This is a genomic window from Prevotella sp. OH937_COT-195 (genome assembly GCF_003932845.1).
Lineage (GTDB): Bacteria > Bacteroidota > Bacteroidia > Bacteroidales > Bacteroidaceae > Prevotella.
Window position 1 is genome coordinate 1 of record NZ_RQZH01000194.1, and the last position, 333, is coordinate 333.

1 protein-coding gene is annotated in these 333 nt (G+C 33.0%); it reads right to left on the bottom strand.

Features of this window, described 5'->3' with window-relative positions; genetic code table 11:
- Nucleotides 1–93: 93 nt before the first annotated feature.
- On the bottom strand, nt 94–333 hold a 240-nt coding region (locus tag EII32_RS11870), incomplete at its 5' end, for a pyridoxamine 5'-phosphate oxidase family protein (RefSeq protein WP_158611200.1).

A 333-nucleotide genomic window follows, 5' to 3' on the forward strand; every position in this document is an offset into this window, starting at 1 on the left:
GCTTGATATAATCGCATTTTCAATTCAGGCACCTACTGCCAAATTGAAAACGAGCCTGAGACATCTATTTATGTCCCAGGCTCGCCTTTTTAACTAATCGAACGTAATGGTTTGTGGTGTGTCTAATTTTTTATCGTTCATAATTTTTATGGATTTTGGTATTACTTTAATTACACACAAGTTTGAATCATCCTTAGAGTCAAAAAAGGACTTATCTTGTTTGTTCCAAATCCAATCAATAGTCTCTTGATCTTTCAGTATTTCAACATTAGCATCAATTTCTAGAAAACTACGATTATTCGTTTCATCGTAACCTATAAGTACATGAGCTTT